The sequence below is a fragment of the Mycolicibacterium sp. MU0053 genome (assembly GCF_963378095.1).
In the GTDB taxonomy this organism is placed as follows: domain Bacteria; phylum Actinomycetota; class Actinomycetes; order Mycobacteriales; family Mycobacteriaceae; genus Mycobacterium; species Mycobacterium burgundiense.
Map to the genome: position 1 here is coordinate 1614757 of NZ_OY726397.1, position 19962 is coordinate 1634718.

The following is a 19962-nucleotide window of genomic DNA, read 5'->3' on the forward strand; positions in this document are numbered from 1 at the left end:
TTCGGTGCGCGCAGGCGCGCTCAGCGCGCCTGCGCGCACCCAAATCACTGGCTGATCAGGCTGAGCGCCTCGTTCTGCCGGTGCCGGGCGGCGTTCTTGGCCTTCCTTCCGCCGCTGCGGCGTGCCTGCCGACGGAACCGTCGCCGGTTGCGCCAACTGCCCAGCGAGTCCAGCACCTCGCCGTCGACACCGCGCAGCGGTTCGGTGTGGCGGCCCTCGGCGATCCGTCGGCGGACCCGATCTCGCTCGTCGCGGATCAGCAGCAGCGCCGCGGTGAAGAAGATGGCCAGGTTGATCGCGAACTTGGTCAGGACACTGTCGGGTTCGGGGGCGTTCCAGATGAAATGCATGAACACCGCGCCGAACATCAACGCGGTCGCCACGGCCAGCCGGCGGCCGCGGGTCCAACGGTCGCGCCCGGCGAACGACGGCAGGAGCAGCAACACGCCGACGGTGAACAGTCCGGTGTAGGCCCAGTGCGCCGGAATCGCGGTGAGGATCCGGGCCACGAGATTCTCGCCGGCGCCGGCGAGATCGGAGTCCAGGCTGCTGATCGCGGAGCTGGTGGCGTAGGCCAGATCCTCGCTGATGTCGAAGCCGAATCCGACGAACATTCCCACCATCAGGGCGTGCGCGATCCGGTTGTAGACCGCGGCGCACAGCACCAGGATGACGGTCGCGCACAGCCCCTTTGCGCACTCCTCGATGATCGGCGCGGTCAGTGCCGGGGCCCGCGCCGCGAGGGTGTCCGGGTCGAGCACCCGCGACCACAGCTCCGCCATGGCGTCGTTGCCGTACATGGCCAGCACCATCGCCGTGGTGGCACCCAGGGCCGCCCCCGCGACCAAGCCCTGCGGATAGCGGCGCACGCTGCGGTACGGGTCGAATTTCAATATCAGCCACAGCAGAAAAGCGATGAACCCGAGCCAAACCGGTGCCAACGCGAGCTGGGTGTTGAGGGTGTCGCTGATGGCCGGGCCGAAATCCCCCAGCAGCCCGAGGATTCCGACCACCAGGGCCGCGACGAAGAGCCAGAATACCGCGGAGTCCGGCCGATATAGCACGGGCCGGGGTGCGGCCGGGGTCGTCTCGTCGGCGAGTGTCGCGATCACCGTGGGCTCCTCGTCATCGGGCCGACGACGTCGGCGATCGGCGGAGCGGTCAAGCCCAGCGAGACCACGGACACGATCATGTCGTCGTCGGCCAGGAAGGCGCAGCTGCCGGCGACGGCATCGGTGACCGCCAGACAGGTGCTGCCGGCCAGCACCCCATCGGCGGACTCGACCCGACCGCCGTCGAGCGCCGAGCTGATGCCCTGCACCCGGTTGAGCCGGATCAGCCGTCGGGCAACCGCTTCGGGATCGCGGCCCTCGAGGTCGAAGGCGTGGATCAGCACCACGGCGTCCTCGGTGCGCAGCACCGCGCTGTCGCCGAGGTCTTGGGCCAGCCAGCCATCGGGTGCCACGATCGTCATGCTGTGGCCGTCGGGAGTGGAGATGTCGATCTCGCTGATGTCCTCGGCTGCGCGCCAATCCTGTTCCGGCAACGCAGCGTTGGCCAGCATCGGGACGCCGGGAACGGCCAGCAGGCCCACGGTCAAGGCGATTGCGGCCCGCCGCTGAGAAAGCCTGCGGCGCCGCACGGTTGGTTCGGTGACGGTCACGGGAGGAGCATATGGGCGAAAGTGCCCGGCCCGGTGCGATTTCGGTGCGTTCGGTGGCGCTGAGCGCACCCGCGCGCACCGAAGTCACCTGCGATCGTCGAAGAACTCCAGCAGGTATTTGCTCTCGTCGATGTCGCCGATGGTGCGGCGAGCCTTGCGGCGGGTGATCAGGATGGCGGTCGCCGCGACGATCCAGACCACGTACTGCACCGCCCAGGCGTAGCGGAAGGCGTCGAACGAGAAGCCGCCGGCGGCGTCGATGATCATGCCCATCACCTGGATGACGAGCAGCGAGGCGAGGAAGCCGCCCATGTTGACGATCCCGGTGGCGGTTCCCAGCGTGCGACTGGGATTGAAGGTGCGGGCGAAGTCGAAGCCGACCATCGATCCCGGACCGCCCACCGAGATCACCACAATGAGCACCACCAGCAGCCACAGCGGGGCGGGGTCGTCGAGGGCGAGCACCACCGTCCAGATCGCGGCGTTGCTGGCGACGATGCCCAACACGAGGCGGGAGCGCCGGTGTGGATTGCGCGCCGTGACGACGCCGATCAGGACGCCCGAGGCGATGGCGGCGGCCACCGACACGGTGAGCAGGGCGCCGGCGGTGCCGCGGGACAGCCCCTGGGCCTCGGTCAGATACGGAACGCCCCACATGAGCGCGAACGCGGTGACCGAGAACTGCGTGCCCATGTGGGTGAAGAAGCCCAGCCGGGTGCCCGGTCGCAGCCAGACGGTTTTCAGGCTCGTGAACACTTCGGCCAGGTCCGCGGAGCGCACCACTTGGGCGCGCCCGCGCGGGGTGTCACGGACCACCAGGATCGTCAGGATCACACTCAGGACGCCGATGCCGGCCACCGACAGATAGGCGGTGCTCCAACCGGCCCACCCGAGCAGCGTGAGGAAGGGCAGTGCGGACAGCACCTGACCCAGCTGACCGCAGATCCCGGTCAGTTGCGTGACCATCGGGATCTGGCGTTCGGAGAACCAGTAGGGGACCAGTCGCAGTACGGAGATGAACGTGAAGGCGTCACCGAGGCCGAGGACGGCGCGGGCGCCGATGGCGGTGGGCAGCGATTCGCTGAACGCGAGCGTGAACTGGCCGCCGGCCATCAGCAGGCCGCCGGCGACGATCATCGTCCGCGAACCGAAGCGGTCCAGCAGCAATCCGGCCGGCACCTGCGCGGCGGCGTAGACGATGATCTGCAGCACCACGAAGGTGGACAGGATCGCCGGGCTGGCGTTGAACCGGGCTGCCGCGTCGAGTCCGGACACCCCCAGCGTGGTGCGGTCGAGCACCGCGACGATGTAGGCCAGAAGCCCCACGGACCACACGATCCAGCGCCGCACTGTCTGCTCTGCCTCTCCTGGCTCTAGACCCGCCGCATCCGCGATCGGCCTCGTCCGATCATGCCAGCCAGGCGGGTACCCGGCGACGCGGTTTTCACGCCGGGGCGGGTGACCGAGGGCGGCGAGACGACCGTGAGGACGGTCTCGGCGGCGTCGGCGTCGAAAACGTCGCCAGGGGGCACCGGCGACATCGGATCCATTCGCTACGTCTCGGACCGGCGCCGGGCGGACAGTGAATGTTGGGCACGCGATGCAGCTGGTCGACGCCCGCGACTTCGATCAGCCCGGGTTGAAAATCGTCTCGAACTACCAGTACGGAAAGGCCGACACCGCCGACTGGCTCGGTGGTCCCGCCGCGGGTCTCCGGCCCGCCAACCGCGGCTGGGAACTCCACTTCGCCGCGGGGGCTCCTACGGTGCCGCGATCTACGCCTCGATCGACGACGACCCCACCTGTGAGCAGGAGAAACAGCTGGTCGCCCCATACATCCGGGGGTGGGAGTCGGTGCTGGGGCGCCACCGCGTCGGCCGGTACGCCAACTCGAAGGCCATCGAGTCGGCGCTGCAGGACGGTCTGGGGTCGTGGTTCTGGCAGCACAACTGGGGTCCGCCGGGTCGGGTCGCGCACCCGGCCGCGCACCGGCACCAGGTCGAGGTCGACCCGCGCCAGGTGGCCGGGGTGGGGTCGACATCAATCACATCCACACGCCCCGTTTCGGGCGGTGGGACTGCCGAACATTACCGACCAGTAAGATTTGCCAGCAAACTTCCCGTCGCGGCCGCCGCGGCGGGTTGCGTCGGCCCGGCCCGCGCCGGCCCTCGCGTGGACGCGCCGAGATGTCGCTGACGAGTCCAAATTCACAGATAACGATTAGATAACAATCGTGCCGTGATCTGCGAACTTGGAGCTACTCAACCGTAACCACCCGTCAGCAGGACGTTTGTCCTCCATGCTGACATCGCTGGTTCAACGCCACGTTACGGAACCGCGGGTTACTGGTCCGTAGAACTCGTCAGTAACCGATTTGGGCCGAAAAACCGCCCCTGGCCTTATGACACTCTTAGTACAGCCGGTGCAACGCGAACGGCAGTGATCCAATGCCGATCGGCGGCACCAGGCCGGTCCAAAGTCGGACCGGCGCCGGTTCAGCGGGCGCGCTCACCGAGGAGTCGCCGACCACCTCCGCTGGAACCGCGCGGACCACCAGACCCAAGAACACATGCGATGAGCAGTACAGACGATGTAGTACAGACAGGGAGATACAAAACGTGACGATCTTCGAGCACGACAGGGTTTCCAGCGACCAGAATGGCAGCCCTGCCGGGCCGGCAGCGTCCACTCACGCCCTCGTCGACCGGCTGTCCGCCGGCGAGCCCTACGCCGTCGCGTTCGGCGGGCAGGGCAGCGCATGGCTGGAGACCCTCGAAGAGCTGGTGTCCTCGGCGGGCATCGAGGCCGACCTCGCGACGCTCGCCGGCGAGGCCGACCTGTTGCTCGAACCGGTGGCCCGCGAACTCGTCGTGGTGCGTCCCATCGGCTTCGAGCCGCTGCGTTGGGTGCGCGCGCTGGCCGCCGAAGAGCCCGTTCCGACCGGCAAGCAGCTGACGTCGGCGGCCGTCTCGGTGCCCGGCGTCCTGCTCACGCAGATCGCCGCTGTGCGCGCGCTGGCGCGCCAGGGCCTGGATCTGGGCGCCGTTCCGCCGGTGGCCGTGGCCGGGCACTCCCAGGGCGTGCTGGCCGTCGAGGCCCTCAAGGCCGGCGGCACCAAGGACGTCCACCTGCTCGCGCTGGCGCAACTGATCGGCGCGGCCGGCACGCTGGTGGCCCGCCGCCGCGGCATCATGGTGCTCGGGGACCGCCCGCCGATGGTGTCGGTGACCAATGCCGACCCCGAGCGCATCTACGAACTGCTCGAGGAATTCAGCCAGGACGTGCGCACCGTGCTGCCCCCGGTGATGTCGATCCGCAACGGCCGCCGCTCGGTGACCATCACCGGCACGCCCGAACAGCTGTCCCGCTTCGAGCTGTACTGCCAGCAGATCGCGGAGAAGGAAGAAGCCGAACGCAAGAGCAAGGTCCGCGGCGGCGCCGTGTTCGCGCCGGTGTTCGACCCGGTGCAGGTCGAGGTCGGCTTCCACACCCCGCGGCTGTCCGACGGCGTCGAGATCGTCGGGGCGTGGGCCGAGGCCATCGGCATCGATGTGGAGCTGGCCAAGGCGATGACCAAGGCCATCCTGATCGATCAGGTCGACTGGGTCGACGAGATCACCGCCCTCAACGACGCCGGCGCCCGCTGGATTCTGGATCTGGGCCCCGGAGACATCCTCACCCGCCTGACCGCGCCGGTGATCCGCGGTCTGGGCATCGGGATTGTCCCGGCGGCCACCCGCGGCGGACAACGCAACCTGTTCACCATCGGTGCGGTTCCCGAGGTGGCCAAGCCGTGGTCGAGCTATGCGCCGCGCGTGGTGCAGCTGCCCGACGGCTCGGTCAAGCTGTCCACCAAGTTCACCCGGCTCACCGGGCGCTCGCCGATCCTGCTGGCCGGGATGACCCCGACCACCGTCGACGCCAAGATCGTGGCCGCCGCGGCGAACGCCGGGCACTGGGCCGAGCTGGCCGGTGGCGGTCAGGTCACCGAGCCGATCTTCGCCGACCGCATCGAGGAGCTCACCGAGCTGCTCGAGCCGGGTCGCGCCGTCCAGTTCAACTCGTTGTTCCTCGACCCCTACCTGTGGAAGTTGCAGGTGGGCGGGAAGCGGTTGGTGCAGAAGGCGCGTCAGTCCGGAGCACCGATCGACGGGCTCATTGTCACCGCGGGCATCCCGGAACTCGAAGAAGCCGTCGAGCTGATCGGCGAACTCAACGATCTGGGCATCAGCCATGTGGCGTTTAAGCCGGGCACCGTCGAGCAGATCCGTGCGGTCATCCGGATTGCCGCCGAGGTCCCGACCAAGCCCGTCATCGCCCACGTCGAGGGCGGCCGCGCCGGTGGCCACCATTCCTGGGAGGACCTCGACGATCTGCTGCTGGCCACCTACTCGGAGCTGCGTGGCCGCTCCAACATCACCATCTGTGTCGGCGGCGGCATCGGCACCCCCGAGCGCGCGGCCGAATACCTGTCCGGCCGATGGTCGGAGGCCTATGGCTTCCCGTTGATGCCGATCGACGGCATCCTGGTCGGGACCGCGGCGATGGCCACGCTGGAGGCCACCACCAGTCCGCAGGTCAAGCAGATGCTGGTCGACACCAATGGCACCGAGCACTGGGTTGGCGCCGGAAAAGCCCAGGGCGGCATGGCATCCGGGCGCAGTCAGCTCGGCGCCGACATCCACGAGATCGACAACACCGCATCGCGCTGCGGCCGCCTGCTCGACGAGGTGGCCGGTGACGCGGATGCGGTCGCCGAGCGCCGCGACGAGATCATCGCCGCGATGGCCAACACCGCCAAGCCGTACTTCGGTGACGTGGCCGAGATGACCTACGAGCAGTGGCTGCGCCGCTACGTGGAGTTGGCCATCGGTGACGGGAACTCCACCGCCGACTCGCGACGGGCCGATTCGCCGTGGCTGGACATCACCTGGCGCGACCGCTTCCAGGAGATGCTGCAGCGCGCCGAGGCCCGTCTCAACGACGCCGATTACGGCCCCATCGAAACCCTTTACGGCGCAACCGAAGCCGGGGAGGCGCTGCTGGAGAACCCCGAGCACGCCATCGCCGCGCTGCTGAGCACCTACCCGGATGCCGCGACCGTGCAACTGCACCCGGCCGATGTGCCGTTCTTCGTACAGCTGTGCAAGACGCTGGGCAAGCCCGTCAACTTCGTTCCGGTCATCGACAAGGATGTCCGGCGTTGGTGGCGCAGTGACTCGCTGTGGCAGGCCCACGACGCGCGTTACCCGGCCGATCAGGTGTGCATCATTCCCGGCACCGCCGCGGTGGCCGGCATCACCCGCGTCGACGAGCCGATCGGCGAACTGCTGGACCGCTTCGAGCGGGCCGCCGTCGACGATGTGCTGGCCTCCGGCGCCGAGCCGACCCGAGTGATCGCACGGCTGGCCGACGTCACCGGTCTGCTGGCGCTGGTGCTCGACGCCCCGGACGTGCTGTGGGCCGGTCGCATCGCGACCAACCCGGTGCACCGGATCGCCCCGCCCGCGCAGTGGCAGGTGCACGAAAAGGGCACCGCCACCAACCATGCCACCGGGGCCCGCCTTGAAGTCGTGGGCGGCGAGACGGTGGTCCTGAGCCTGCCGCTGTCGGGCACCTGGATCGAGATCAGGTTCAGCCTGCCGGCCACCACGGCCGACGGTGGCGCGCCGGTGGTGTCGGTTGAGGACGCCTCGGCCGCAATGCGTTCCGTGCTGGCCATCGCCGCCGGCGTGGACAGCCCCGCGGACCTGCCCGCGGTTCGCGTTGCCGACGGGCGGGCGACCACGACGGTCACCGTCGACTGGGATCCCGAGCGCGTGGCCGACCACACCGGCGTCACCGCGACCTTCGGCGCGCCGCTGGCACCCACGCTCACCGTGGTGCCCGATGCCCTGGTGGGCCGCTGCTGGCCGGCGGTGTTCGCCGCGATCGGTTCGGCGCTCACCGAGTCCGGCTTCCCCGTGGTCGAAGGCCTGCTGAGCCTGGTCCACCTCGATCACGCCGCACAACTGGTGCGCGCGCTGCCGGAGGACCGCACCGAACTGACCGTGACCGCGACGGCCGCGGTCGCCTATGACACCGAGGTCGGTCGCGTCGTCCCGGTGACCGTCAACGTCTCCGACGCCTCCGGGGCGGTGCTGGCCGCGCTCGAGGAGCGCTTCGCGATCCGCGGTCGCACCGGTGCCGCCGAACTGACCGACCCGGTCCGCGCCGGGGGAGCGGTGTCGGCCAACGCCACCGACACCCCGCGCCGCCGTCGCCGCGACATCACCATCACCGCTCCGGTCGACATGCGGCCGTTCGCGGTGGTCTCCGGTGACCACAACCCGATCCACACCGATCAGGCCGCGGCGCTGCTGGCCGGCCTGGAATCGCCGATCGTGCACGGCATGTGGCTGTCGGCCGCCGCGCAGCACGTGGTCACCGCGACCGACGGCAAGCCGGTCCCGCCGGCCAAACTGCTCGGCTGGACCGCACGGTTCCTGGGCATGGTGCTGCCGGGCGACGAGGTCGAGTTCCGCGTCGATCGCGTGGGCGTCGACCTGGGCGCCGAGGTGCTGGAGATCTCCGCGCGGGTGGGTTCGGATCTCAAGATGTCGGCCACCGCGCGACTGGTCGCCCCCAAGACCGTCTACGCCTTCCCCGGCCAGGGCATCCAGTCCAAGGGCATGGGCATGGAGGTGCGCGCCCGCTCCAAGGCCGCCCGCAAGGTCTGGGACAACGCCGACAAGTTCACCCGCGAAACACTGGGCTTCTCGGTGCTGCACGTGGTGCGCGACAACCCGACCAGCCTGATCGCCTCGGGTGTGCACTATGAGCATCCCGAAGGCGTGCTCTACCTGACGCAGTTCACCCAGGTCGCGATGGCCACGGTGGCCGCGGCGCAGGTCGCCGAGATGCGCGAGCAGGGTGCGTTCGTGGAGGGTGCCATCGCCTGCGGTCACTCCGTGGGTGAATACACCGCGCTGGCTTGTGTTTCCGGCGTCTACCCGTTGGAGGCGCTGCTGGAGGTGGTGTTCCACCGCGGCAGCAAGATGCACGACATCGTGCCGCGCGACGAGCGCGGCCGGTCCAACTACCGGCTGGCCGCCATCCGGCCTTCGCAGATCGACCTCGACGACGACGACGTGACGGCGTTCGTGGCCGAAATCGCCGAGCGCACCGGCGAATTCCTGCAGATCGTGAACTTCAACCTGCGCGGCGCGCAGTACGCGATCGCGGGCACCGTCCGCGGGCTGGAGGCGCTCGAGGAAGAGGTCGAGCGGCGCCGCGAGATCAGCGGCGGCAAGCGGTCGTTCATCCTGGTGCCCGGCATCGACGTGCCGTTCCACTCGAGCGTGTTGCGGGTGGGGGTGGAGGACTTCCGGCGCAGCCTGGAGCGGGTCATGCCACGCGACGCCGATCCGGCACTGCTGATCGGCAAGTACATCCCGAACCTGGTGCCGCGACCGTTCACCCTGGATCGCGACTTCATCGAAGAGATCCGGGAGCTGGTGCCCGCCGAGCCCCTCGACGAGGTGCTCGCCGACTACGACACCTGGCGCAACGAGAAGCCGATGGAGCTGTGCCGCAAGGTCGTCATCGAGTTGCTGGCCTGGCAGTTCGCCAGCCCGGTGCGTTGGATCGAGACCCAGGACCTGCTGTTCATCGAGGAAGCCGCCGGCGGCCTCGGCGTGGAGCGCTTCGTCGAGATCGGCGTCAAGAACGCGCCGACGGTCGCGGGCCTGGCCACCAACACGCTCAAGCTGCCCGAGTACGCCCACAGCACGGTGGAGGTGCTCAACGCCGAGCGTGACGCGGCGGTGTTGTTCGCCAGCGATGAGGATCCGGCCACCGATTCTGATCTCGACGACTTCGGCGACGCGCCCGGTGCCGTCGCGGACGCCCCGGCACCCGCCGCCGAGGCGGCGCCGGCACCGGTGGCCGCCCCCGCGGCGCCGTCCGGTGGCCCGCGGCCCGACGACATCGGGTTCGACGCCTCGGACGCGACGGTGGCGCTGATCGCGCTGTCGGCCAAGATGCGGCTGGACCAGATCGAGGCCCTGGACTCCATCGAATCGATCACCGACGGTGCCTCCTCGCGGCGTAATCAGCTGCTGGTGGACCTCGGTTCCGAGCTCAACCTCGGCGCGATCGACGGTGCCGCCGAGGCCGACCTGGCTGCGCTCAAGGGCCAGGTCACCAAGTTGGCCCGGACCTACAAGCCGTTCGGTCCGGTGCTCTCCGATGCGATCAACGACCAGTTGCGCACAGTGCTGGGGCCCTCCGGCAAGCGGCCGGCCTACATCGCCGAGCGGGTCAGCAAGGTCTGGGAACTCGGACCCGGCTGGACCAAGCACGCCACGGTCGAACTCGCGCTCGGAACCCGGGAGGGCTCCAGTGTTCGCGGCGGCGCCCTCGGGGGCCTGCACGACGGCGCGCTCGCGGATGTCGGTGCGGTCGACAAGGCCGTCGATGCCGCGGTGGCAGCCGTCGGTGCCCGCAAGGGCATCGCGGTCTCGCTGCCCTCGGCCGGCGGAGCCGCCGGTGGGGTCGTCGACTCCGCGGCACTCGGTGAATTCGCCGAGCAGGTAACCGGCCCGGACGGGGTGCTGGCCAGCGCCGCCCGCCAGGTGCTCAACCAGTTGGGTCTGGACAGCCCGGTCACCGCGCCCGAGCAGGCCACCGACGCCGAGCTGATCGACCTGGTGTCCAGCGAACTCGGTTCGGACTGGCCGCGTCTGGTGGCCCCGGCGTTCGACGGCAAGAAGGCCGTCGTGCTCGACGACCGGTGGGCCAGTGCCCGGGAAGACCTGGTCAAGCTGTGGCTGACCGACGAGGGCGATATCGACGCCGACTGGCCGCGCCTGTCGGAACGCTTCGAGGGTGCGGGCCATGTCGTTGCCACCCAGGCCAATTGGTGGCAGGGCCGGGCCCTGGCTGCGGGTCGTAACGTGCATGCCTCGCTGTTCGGCCGGATCGCCGCGGGTGCGGAGAACCCGGGCCGGGGCCGCTACAGCGACGAGGTCGCCGTGGTCACCGGCGCGTCGAAGGGATCGATCGCCTCGGCGGTGGTCGGTCAGTTGCTCGAGGGCGGTGCGACGGTCATCGCCACCACGTCGCGACTCGACGACGATCGGTTGGCGTTCTACAAGGACCTCTACCGCAGCAACGCGCGGTTCGATGCGACGCTGTGGGTGGTGCCCGCGAACATGGCCTCCTACGCCGACATCGACGCCCTGGTCGAATGGGTGGGTGCCGAGCAGAGCGAAAACCTTGGGCCGCAAGCGATTCACATCAAGGACGCGCAGACTCCGACGCTGCTGTTCCCGTTCGCCGCGCCGCGCGTGGGCGGGGATCTCTCCGAGGTGGGCTCCCGCGCGGAGATGGAGATGAAGGTGCTGCTGTGGGCCGTGCAGCGGCTCATCGCGGGCCTGTCCACGATCGGCGCCGATCGCGACATCGCGTCCCGCCTGCACGTGGTGCTGCCCGGGTCGCCCAACCGCGGCACCTTCGGCGGCGACGGGGCCTACGGCGAAGCCAAGTCCGCGCTCGACGCGTTGGTCAACCGCTGGAGTGCCGAGTCGTCGTGGTCCGAGCGAGTCACGTTGGCGCATGCGCTGATCGGCTGGACCAAGGGCACCGGCCTGATGGGGCACAACGACGTGATCGTCGACGCGGTCGAAGAGGCCGGCGTGACCACCTACACCAGCACCGAGATGGCAGCGATGCTGCTCGAACTGTGCACCCCGGAGTCCAAGGTGACCGCGGCCGCCAAGCCGATCCAGGCCGACCTGACCGGCGGTCTCGCCGAGGTCGAACTCGACATGGGTGCGCTGGCCGCCAAGGCCCGTGAGGAAATGTCCAGTGGTGCGGTCGATCCCGACGCCGACGAGGACGACGGCAGCATTTCCGCGCTGCCGTCACCACCGCGCGGCTACACCCCGGCACCCCCGCCGGTGTGGGACGACCTCGATGTCGACCCGGCCGATCTGGTGGTCATCGTCGGCGGCGCGGAACTCGGGCCGTACGGCTCGTCGCGCACGCGCTTCGAGATGGAGGTCGACAACGAACTGTCGGCCGCCGGCGTGCTCGAGTTGGCCTGGACCACCGGGCTGGTCAAGTGGGAGGACGATCCGACGCCGGGTTGGTACGACGCCGACTCCGGTGACCTGGTGCCCGAGGCCGAGTTGGTCGAGCGCTACCACGACGCGGTGGTCGAACGGTGCGGCATCCGCGAATTCGTCGACGACGGCGCGATCGATCCGGATCACGCCTCCCCGTTGTTGGTCAGCGTCTTCCTGGACAAGGACTTCTCGTTCGTGGTGTCCGGGGAGGCCGAGGCCCGGGCGTTCGTCGAGTACGACCCCGAGCACACGGTGACCCGCCCGGTGCCGAACTCCTCGGACTGGGAAGTGATCCGCAAGGCCGGCACCGAGATTCGGGTGCCGCGCAAGACCAAGCTGTCGCGCACGGTCGGCGCCCAGATCCCGACGGGTTGGGATCCGACGGTGTGGGGCATCAGCCAGGACATGGCCAACTCGATCGACCGGGTGGCGCTGTGGAACATCGTCGCCACCGTCGACGCGTTCCTGTCCTCGGGCTTCACCCCGACCGAGCTGATGCGCTGGGTGCACCCGAGCCTGGTGGCCTCCACCCAGGGCACCGGCATGGGCGGCATGACCTCGATGCAGACCATGTACCACGGCAACCTGCTGGGCCGGGCCAAGCCGAACGACATCCTGCAGGAGGTGCTGCCGAATGTTGTTGCGGCCCACGTCATGCAGTCCTACGTCGGCGGTTACGGCGCGATGGTGCACCCGGTCGCGGCGTGCGCGACGGTGGCGGTGTCGGTCGAGGAGGGTGTCGACAAGATCCGGCTCGGCAAGGCCGAACTCGTGGTGGCCGGCGGCTTCGACGATCTGACGCTGGAGGCGATCATCGGCTTCGGTGACATGGCGGCCACCGCCGACACCGAGGCGATGCGCGCCAAGGGCATCAGCGATTCCAAGTTCTCCCGCGCCAACGACCGGCGCCGGCTCGGCTTCGTCGAAGCCCAGGGCGGCGGCACGATCCTGCTGGCCCGGGGCGACCTGGCGGTCAAGATGGGTCTGCCGGTGCTCGGCGTGGTGGCCTACGCGCACAGCTTCGCCGACGGTGTGCACACCTCGATCCCGGCTCCCGGGCTCGGTGGCCTCGGTGCCGGTCGCGGCGGCAAGGATTCGGAACTGGCGCGCTCGCTGGCCAAGCTGGGGGTCGGCGCCGACGACATCGCGATCGTGTCCAAGCACGACACGTCGACGTTGGCCAACGACCCCAACGAGACCGAACTGCACGAGCGGCTGGCCGATTCGATGGGCCGGTCACCGGGCAACCCGCTGTTCGTGGTGAGCCAGAAGTCCCTCACCGGGCACAGCAAGGGCGGTGCGGCGGCGTTCCAGCTGATGGGGCTGTGCCAGATGTTGCGGGACGGCGTCGTTCCGCCCAACCGCAGCCTGGACTGCGTCGACGACGAGTTGGCTCATGCGGGTCACTTCGTGTGGGTGCGCGACACGCTGCGGCTGGGCGAGAAGTTCCCGATGAAGGCCGGTCTGGTGACCAGCCTGGGCTTCGGGCACGTCTCGGGCCTGGTGGCGCTGGTGCATCCGGAGGCCTTCCTGGCCACGCTGGACCCGGCGCAACGGGACGATTACGTCGCTCGCGCCCAGCAGCGGGTGCTGGCCGGGCAGCGGCGGCTGGCTTCGGCGATCGCCGGCGGCCGGCCGATGTACGAGCGGCCCGCCGACCGTCGCTTCAGCAACGACGGTCCGGAGAAGAAGCAGGAAGCGGCCATGCTGCTGAATGCGGCGTCGCGCCTTGGCGACAACGACGTCTACATCCGGTGATGACCCGATGACCGCAGTCCGCGCGATTCGGTTACTGTTCACGCCGTGGCGATAGTCGGAGTGGGGATCGACCTGGTGTCCATCCCGGAGTTTGCCGAGCAGGTCGACCAGCCTGGAACGGTGTTCGCGGAGACCTTCACGCCGGGGGAGCGCCGCGACGCCGCCGACAAGAGTTCGGTGGCGGCGCGGCATCTGGCGGCGCGGTGGGCGGCCAAGGAAGCGGTCATCAAGGCGTGGTCGGGATCTCGGTTCGCGCAGCGACCGGTGCTGCCGGAGGCCATTCACCGCGACATCGAGGTGGTCACCGACATGTGGGGCCGGCCCAAGGTCCGCCTCACCGGCGAGATCGCCACGCATCTGGCCGAGGTCACCATTCATGTGTCGTTGACCCACGAGGGCGACACCGCGGCCGCGGTCGCGATCCTGGAGAGCTAAACAACCCGCGCCGCCGCCCCCCGCCCCCCCACACACACATTGCGCGAGCGGGCGGGTCCCCGGCCGACACGCCGGGCTTTTCACCGGTTCTTCGCACGCTCACACGGGCAACCGGGGCGGCGTTAACCTGGCGGCATGAACGATCTGGAAAACCGTGTCCGCGAGGTGCTCCCGTCGGTGCGTGCCGATCTCGAGGATCTGGTCCGCATCCAGTCGGTATGGGCCGACCCGGGCCGCCGCGACGAAGTACACCGCAGCGCCCGTGCCGTCGCGGACCTGTTCACCGGGGTCGGGTTCGACGACGTCCAGATCGTCAGCGAGGGCGGTGCTCCGGCGGTCATCGCGCGCCGGCCCGGCCCGCCCGGGACGCCCACGGTGCTTCTCTATGCCCATCACGATGTGCAGCCCGAAGGTGATCCGGCACAGTGGATCTCACCGCCGTTCGAACCGACCGAACGCGACGGCCGGCTTTATGGCCGCGGCAGCGCCGACGACAAGGCCGGGATCGCGGTCCATCTGGCGGCGCTGCGGGCGTTCGACGGGCAACCGCCGGTAGGGGTCACGGTGTTCGTCGAGGGTGAGGAGGAGTCCGGCTCGCCGTCGCTGGGGCGGCTGCTGGCCGCGCACCGCGACGCGCTGGCTGCCGATGTCATCGTGATCGCCGACTCCGACAACTGGAGCACCGAGATCCCGGCGCTGACGGTGTCGTTGCGCGGGCTCGCCGACTGCGTCGTGGAGGTCTCGACGCTGGAGCATGGGTTGCACTCGGGGCTGTGGGGCGGGGTGGTTCCGGATGCGATCAGCGCGCTGGTGCGGCTGCTCGCGACCCTGCACGACGACGACGGCAACGTGGCCGTCGCGGGTTTGCACGAGGGCACCGCCGCCGACGTCGACCGCGGACCGGATTGGGTGCGCGCCGAGTCCGGCCTGCTGCCGCAGGTTTCCGAGATCGGCTCCGGCTCTGTGGTGCAACGACTTTGGGCAAAGCCCGCCATCACGGTGATCGGGATCGATACGACGCCGATTGCGAAATCGTCGAACACCTTGGTGCCGAGCGCCCGGGCCAAGATCTCGCTGCGGGTCGCCCCCGGCGGGGACGCGGCGGCGCACCTGGACGCGCTGCGGCGCCATCTGGAAACTCATGTGCCGTGGGGCGCGAAGGTCACTGTGACGCCCGGGGACGTGGGCCAGCCCTATGCGATCGACGCCAGCGGGCCGGTCTACGACGCCGCGCGCGGTGCCTTCGCTCAGGCGTGGGGCAGCGCACCGGTGGATATGGGCATGGGCGGATCCATTCCGTTCATCGCCGAATTTGCCGCGGCGTACCCGGCGGCGACGATTCTGGTGACCGGCGTGGAGGATCCCGGCACCCAGGCGCACAGCATCAACGAAAGTCTGGACCTGTCGGTGTTGGAGAAGGCCGCGATCGCCGAGACGCTGTTCTTGGCCGCCCTGGGCGCTGACTAGACCGAGATGTCGCGTCGCAGCTTGGCGACGTGCCCGGTGGCCTTGACGTTGTACTGCGCCACCTCGATGTTGCCCTGCTCGTCGACGACGAACGTCGAGCGGATCACGCCCTGGACGGTCTTGCCGTACATCTTCTTCTCGCCGAACGCGCCCCACGCGCTCAGCACTTCCTTGTCGGGGTCGGACAACAACGGAAATGTCAGCCCCTCGGCGTCCCGGAACTTCACGAGCTTCTGGGGCTTGTCCGGTGAGATGCCGATGACATCGAGTCCGGCCTCGTTGAGTTCGGCCAGGCTGTCACGAAAGTCACAGGCTTGTTTGGTGCAACCCGGGGTGGAGGCCGCCGGATAGAAGTACACGATCACCTTGCGGCCGCGGTAGTCGGAGAGCTTCACCGTCTTGCCGTCGGCGTCGGGCAGTGCGAACTCCGGTGCTTTGTCACCTGCGGTGAGGCGTGCTGTAGCGGTCAACTTTGTTCCTTCCAGTCCACCGGTGGTGGAAATCGGTCCCGGCTGCTCTAGGGTAATTCGGCAGGTACTGCAGCAGTCAGACTGCCTGGACATGGAGGACAGCGTGGCGGATCGGGATCCGGAAGAGATCATGAAGGAGATCGATCGGGCTCGCGATCAGTTGGCGGCGACGGTCGACTCGCTGGCTGAGCGTGCGAACCCGCAGCGGATCGCCGACGACGCCAAGGCGCGCGCGCTGGCGTTTGTGCAGAAGCCGGCGGTGACGATCTCGCTGGCCGGCATCGGTGTGCTCACCGTGGTGCTGGTGATTCGCAAACTCCGCAACCGGTAGGCCGCGCCGCTCAGCGGCGGAAAAGCCAACCAAACCCGCGGGGCGCCGCCGGGGGGTTTGCCCCCATGCCGAGGCGGCTGCAGTTCAGTACCCGCGTGGGCGCCGTTGCTGTGAGGCGGGCAGGGATCCCGGCGGCGACGTCAGCAACAGGTAGTTCGGGTCGAAACGACAGTTCAACCTTATCCATAGCTAATGCCCTTACCTGCGATATTCCGTCTGTCCGTTAACCCTGCAGCGGCGAAGGTTGCCACAACTGTAGCAGGAAAGTCACCGATTACTGCAGTAAGAACGGCATATTGTGCGCGGAATCCGCGCAAGAACCGGTACCCGAGGGTTCCATTTGGCAAATATGCACAACCGAAAATATCGCTGTGGTCAGCAATCTGGGTGCACCGCGGGAGCTGCAGACTGCGCCCGCGCCCCGAGCGGCACACGAGACCAGTCGGGCATTGCTGCCAGGGATCCGCACCGTCGTCGTGGGGGCGTGGTTTCGCGTGTTGGTCTCCCTACCCGCGCCCTGATTCGCTAACGTCCACAGGGCAACCAACGAATGTGCTCGAGCTCAGGCAACGAGAGGCAACGTGAAGTCGCAAGGTACGCGCAGCGGTCGCGTGGTGTTCAGATCGGTTCTCGTCGGGACGGCGATCGCGTTGGCGGCGACCGGTTGCACCTTCACCGAACCGGGCACGGGCAAGTCCCTCGGCGGCACCAACACGTTGGAGCGCGTCAAGGACGAGCGCAGCATCAACGTCGGTTTCGCCAACGAACGGCCCTACGCCTACCGTGACCGCGGTGACCTGGTCGGTCAGTCTCCGGCGGTGCAGGGTTACATCTTCGAGCAGATCGGCGGAATCGCCCTCAACCCCACGATGTTCGAGTTCGGCTCGCTGATCCAGGCGCTCAACTCCGAGCGGGTCGACGTGGTGACCGCCGGCATGTTCATCACTCCGGACCGGTGCAAGCAGGCCGCCTTCAGCAACCCGGTGTACGTGGCCACCACGTCGCTGTTGGTGCCCGCCGGCAACCCCAAGGGTCTGATCGACTATCGCTCGGTGATCGACACCGGCGCCCGCCTCGCGGTGATGAACGGCGCCGCCGAGGTGGGCCAGGCGACCGGATCGGGTGTGCCGGACGGCCAATTGCAGCTCGTCGCCGATCAGCAGGCCGGTCTGGACGCGGTGAAGTCCGGGCGCGCCGACGCGTTTGCGTTGACCAGCATCTCGTTGCGGGCATTGGCGGCTGGGGACAGCGGGCTCGAAGTGGGCGAGGCCTTTGTCCCTGTCATCGACGGCAAGGAACAAGTCAACGCCGGGGCGGCGGTGTTCCGTCAGCGCGACGTGGCCCTGCGCGAGGCATTCAATGCTCAACTCGCCGAACTGATCAGGAGCGACAAGTGGCTCGAACTCGTGGAACCCTACGGTTTCACCGAGGCCGAACGGCCGGACCCGGGAATCACCGCCGAACAGCTCTGCCGAGGTTGACGCCGTGACCGAACAGTTCGTCGAGACGGCGCCCTTCTTTCTGACGGGTATCGGCGTCACGTTGCTGTACACGGTGCTGGGTGCTATTGCCGCGCTGGTAGTCTCGTTTGTCCTCGGGTTGATGTCGCTGTCGCGAGCTGTCGCCGTGCGCGGGTTCTCCCGGCTGGTGGTGGAGTTTTTCCGCGGTACGTCGCTGGTGATCCAACTGCTGTGGATATTCTTCGTGCTGCCCCAGCTTGGTATCCGCTTCGAGCCAATTGCCGCGGCTACCATCGCATTCGGGTTGAACTTCGGGGCCTATGGGGCCGAGATAGTCCGGGGTGCGGTGATGTCGGTACCCAAGGCCCAGTGGGAGGCGACGGTCGCGCTCGGTATCGGCCGGGTCCGGCGGATGCGTCGCATCATCTTGCCCCAGGCGCTGCCGGAGATGATTCCGCCCTTCGGAAACCTGTGGATTCAGATCCTCAAGAGCTCCTCGTTGCTCTACCTGATCGGGATCACCGAACTGACCTACGAGGTCAAACAACTCCAGTTCGACATCGGCAGCCTGCCCGCGTTCAGTATCGCGCTGGTGGTCTACTTCCTGATCGCCCAGCTGCTCGTCGTGGTGATCCGCGGGGTTGAGAGTCGGGCCGCGGCGCGGGTGGGCCGAGGGCCCAGGGCCGTTGTCATCGAAGGGTCGCAGGCGGTGGGGGCGCCATGAACGGCGATGAGCGGCAGCTGTGGGATTGGGATTACACCTGGGAGGTGCTGCCCGATCTGGTCTCGGCCTTCTTGAAGCTGACGTTGGGCATCACCGCGGCGGCAGCGGTGGTCGCGATCATCCTCGGCCTGATCTTTGCGCTCGGTCGGCGGGCAGAACCACCGTGGGTGTCCTGGCCGACGTACTGGGTGGTCGAGTTCATTCGCAGCACACCGATCCCGATCCAGTTGTTCTTCGTCTACTTCGGGCTGCCCGTGGTCGGGATTCAGCTCAGCGCGATGGTGACCGGCATCGCAGTGCTCGGTGTGCACTACGCCGCCTACATGTCCGAGGTGTACCGCGCCGGCATCGAGGCGATCCCGAGGGGGCAGTGGGAAGCGTGCACGGCGCTCTCGTTGTCGCCGCGTCGAACCTGGATCGGCGTGATTCTTCCGCAGGTGGTTCGGCGCATCCTGCCCTCGACCGGGAACCAGATCATCGCCCTGTTCAAGGAGACTCCGTTCCTCATCGTCATCGGGGTCGCCGAGATGGTCACCGTCGCCAACCAATTCGGCGGACAGAACTACCGCTATATCGAACCGATAACAATTGCCGGCTTGATTTTCCTGCTGGCGAGTTACCCCACGTCGGTCCTCATGAGAAGACTGGAGACCCGCCTTGTCCGCTGACAAATCCTCCGCCGTTGAGCCGATGATCCGGTTCGAGGACGTGGTCAAGCGCTTCGGCGACAAGACCGTCCTGGATGGCATGAATTTCTCCGTCGCGCAGGGAGAGCGGGTGACGCTGATCGGGCCATCCGGTTCGGGAAAGACCACCATCCTGCGCCTGCTGATGACCTTGGAACGGGTCAGCGGCGGTGTCATCTGGGTCGACGGCCGACCGCTGACCCACGAGCGCAAGGGCGATCGGTTGGAGCCCGCGTCGGAAAAGTATCTACGCACGGCGCGTCAACGCATCGGGATGGTCTTTCAGCAGTTCAACCTCTTTCCCAATATGACGGTAATCGAGAACTTGATGGAGGCGCCGGTGTCGGTGCTGGGTCTGAGCAAGGACGAGGCCCGCGCCCGCAGCACCGAGCTGCTGGACAAGGTCGGCATGCTCGACTTCGTCGACGCACACCCGACCAAACTGTCCGGCGGACAGCAGCAACGCGTCGCGATCGCCCGCGCGCTCGCGATGGAGCCCGACATTCTGCTGCTCGACGAGGTGACCTCGGCGCTGGATCCCGAACTCGTCGTCGACGTGCTAGGTGTACTGCGCGAGATCGCCGAGACCACCGATATCACCATGCTGATCGTGACCCACGAAATGCATTTCGCCCGGGACGTTTCGCATCGGGTGATGATGTTCGACCAGGGCGTGATCATCGAGGACGGACCGCCATCGAAGATCTTCAACGATCCGGACAACGATCGAACCCGGACGTTTCTCAAGGCGGTACTGGACGAGCGCTGACGCGCGGACTGCACGGGCCGGGGATAACGGCTTGGGCCATATACATATATGTGCTATGCATATTTGAAGCGGTGACCAACCGGCGTCGAG

At 68.1% G+C, this 19962-nt stretch carries 13 protein-coding genes and 1 pseudogene; 9 read left to right on the plus strand and 5 right to left on the minus strand.

Annotation, left to right across the window (positions count from 1 at the left end; genetic code table 11):
• Positions 1–44 precede the first annotated feature (44 nt).
• The 3 genes from RCP80_RS07700 to RCP80_RS07710 all read right to left on the minus strand — a co-directional run bounded on the left by RCP80_RS07700 (position 45) and on the right by RCP80_RS07710 (position 3013).
• Positions 45–1112: a PrsW family glutamic-type intramembrane protease gene (locus tag RCP80_RS07700; protein WP_308481772.1), complete on the minus strand. Its 1068-nt coding sequence runs from the start codon at positions 1110–1112 to the stop codon at positions 45–47.
• Positions 1109–1663, minus strand: a complete 555-nt coding sequence (locus RCP80_RS07705) for a hypothetical protein (protein ID WP_308481773.1) — start codon at positions 1661–1663, stop codon at positions 1109–1111. Before RCP80_RS07705 ends, RCP80_RS07700 begins: the two co-directional genes overlap by 4 nt.
• Before the next feature lie 84 nt (positions 1664–1747).
• A complete protein-coding gene (locus tag RCP80_RS07710) occupies positions 1748–3013 on the minus strand; it encodes an MFS transporter (RefSeq protein WP_308481774.1) in 1266 nt (421 codons plus the stop codon).
• Positions 3014–3202: 189 nt separating this feature from the next.
• Here RCP80_RS07710 and RCP80_RS07715 point away from each other — a divergent pair.
• Positions 3203–3741: pseudogene (locus RCP80_RS07715) on the plus strand (DUF1906 domain-containing protein); the annotation flags it as partial.
• A 332-nt stretch (positions 3742–4073) separates the two neighbouring features.
• Here the strand turns inward: RCP80_RS07715 and RCP80_RS07720 are convergent.
• Positions 4074–4226 carry a hypothetical protein gene (locus RCP80_RS07720; protein ID WP_308481775.1) on the minus strand — a complete coding sequence of 51 codons (153 nt, stop codon included), beginning with the start codon at positions 4224–4226 and terminating at the stop codon, positions 4074–4076.
• 55 nt (positions 4227–4281) lie between these two features.
• Between RCP80_RS07720 and RCP80_RS07725 the strand changes: the two genes are divergently transcribed.
• From RCP80_RS07725 to RCP80_RS07735, 3 genes are all read left to right on the plus strand, one after another.
• Positions 4282–13530 carry a polyketide synthase gene (locus RCP80_RS07725; protein ID WP_308481776.1) on the plus strand — a complete coding sequence of 3083 codons (9249 nt, stop codon included), beginning with the start codon at positions 4282–4284 and terminating at the stop codon, positions 13528–13530.
• Positions 13531–13575: 45 nt separating this feature from the next.
• Positions 13576–13965, plus strand: coding sequence for a holo-ACP synthase AcpS (gene acpS / locus RCP80_RS07730; RefSeq protein ID WP_308481777.1), 390 nt, complete (start codon positions 13576–13578; stop codon positions 13963–13965).
• A gap of 135 nt (positions 13966–14100) precedes the next feature.
• Positions 14101–15432, plus strand: coding sequence for a dipeptidase (locus RCP80_RS07735; RefSeq protein WP_308481778.1), 1332 nt, complete (start codon positions 14101–14103; stop codon positions 15430–15432).
• Here RCP80_RS07735 and bcp read toward each other — a convergent pair.
• Positions 15429–15902 carry a thioredoxin-dependent thiol peroxidase gene (gene bcp / locus RCP80_RS07740; protein WP_308481779.1) on the minus strand — a complete coding sequence of 158 codons (474 nt, stop codon included), beginning with the start codon at positions 15900–15902 and terminating at the stop codon, positions 15429–15431. The genes RCP80_RS07735 and bcp overlap by 4 nt on opposite strands.
• Before the next feature lie 103 nt (positions 15903–16005).
• Here bcp and RCP80_RS07745 point away from each other — a divergent pair, with 103 nt between their 5' ends.
• From RCP80_RS07745 to ehuA, 5 genes are all read left to right on the plus strand, one after another.
• Positions 16006–16233: a DUF3618 domain-containing protein gene (locus RCP80_RS07745; RefSeq protein ID WP_308482743.1), complete on the plus strand. Its 228-nt coding sequence runs from the start codon at positions 16006–16008 to the stop codon at positions 16231–16233.
• Between the two features lie 581 nt (positions 16234–16814).
• Complete coding sequence (ehuB, locus tag RCP80_RS07750) at positions 16815–17714, plus strand: ectoine/hydroxyectoine ABC transporter substrate-binding protein EhuB (protein WP_308481780.1); 900 nt, start codon at positions 16815–16817, stop codon at positions 17712–17714.
• A gap of 4 nt (positions 17715–17718) precedes the next feature.
• Complete coding sequence (gene ehuC, locus RCP80_RS07755; RefSeq protein ID WP_308481781.1) at positions 17719–18417, plus strand: ectoine/hydroxyectoine ABC transporter permease subunit EhuC; 699 nt, start codon at positions 17719–17721, stop codon at positions 18415–18417.
• Positions 18414–19085 (plus strand): ectoine/hydroxyectoine ABC transporter permease subunit EhuD, encoded by a 672-nt coding sequence (ehuD, locus tag RCP80_RS07760; RefSeq protein WP_308481782.1) that lies wholly within the window; start codon positions 18414–18416, stop codon positions 19083–19085. The genes ehuC and ehuD overlap by 4 nt, the downstream gene beginning before the upstream one ends.
• Positions 19086–19107: 22 nt before the next feature.
• On the plus strand, positions 19108–19872 hold the full coding sequence (gene ehuA / locus RCP80_RS07765; RefSeq protein WP_308482744.1) for an ectoine/hydroxyectoine ABC transporter ATP-binding protein EhuA: 765 nt from the start codon (positions 19108–19110) through the stop codon (positions 19870–19872).
• The last annotated feature ends 90 nt before the right edge of the window (positions 19873–19962 follow it).